Consider the following 592-nt stretch of genomic DNA (forward strand, 5'->3'; position numbering starts at 1 on the left):
GTCGTAGACCCAATCGGTGCTGGGGACGCTTTTGCATCTGGTGTACTCTCCGGCCTTCTTGATGGACTGGGGCTAGAAGAAGCTGCACGGCGCGGAAATGCCATGGGAGCAATGGTAACGATGGTAAATGGAGATGTAGAGGGTTTGCCGATACGTGACGACCTCGATTTATTTATGAGTGGCGGAGCAGAAGATGTGACTAGGTAGAAAGGTGGGAAAGAATGACTAAACTAGTAGAGCTGAAACAAGGGAAGCTAGTCGCCGTTATTCGTGGTGCACGTCCCGATCAAATTGTACCAATCGCTAGAGCCCTGAATGAAGGTGGAATCCGAACACTCGAAATTACAGTAGAAACACCCAAAGTTTGCGAGTTAATTGATAAAGTAAAAGAGGAGTTCGGCGATGATATCATAGTGGGTGCCGGTACAGTATTGGATCCAGAAACGGCTCGTTTGGTCATCATGGCTGGAGCGGAATTTATCTTTTCGCCAACCGTCAATATTGAAACGATTAAAATGGCAAAGCGCTATGGCATTATTAGCATCCCCGGTGCGCTTACACCAACGGAAATTTTGACAGCTTACGAGCATGG

General features: G+C 47.6%; 2 protein-coding genes. Both read left to right on the forward strand.

Annotated features, from left to right (window positions below):
- On the forward strand, positions 1–207 hold a 207-nt coding region (locus AC1DUW_RS31935; protein ID WP_477644591.1), incomplete at its 5' end, for a PfkB family carbohydrate kinase.
- 14 nt (positions 208–221) lie between these two features.
- Positions 222–592 (forward strand): bifunctional 4-hydroxy-2-oxoglutarate aldolase/2-dehydro-3-deoxy-phosphogluconate aldolase (locus AC1DUW_RS31940; protein WP_477644592.1); only part of this gene is annotated, 371 nt, incomplete at its 3' end.

It is taken from the genome of Peribacillus sp. P4_C12 (assembly GCF_056402095.1).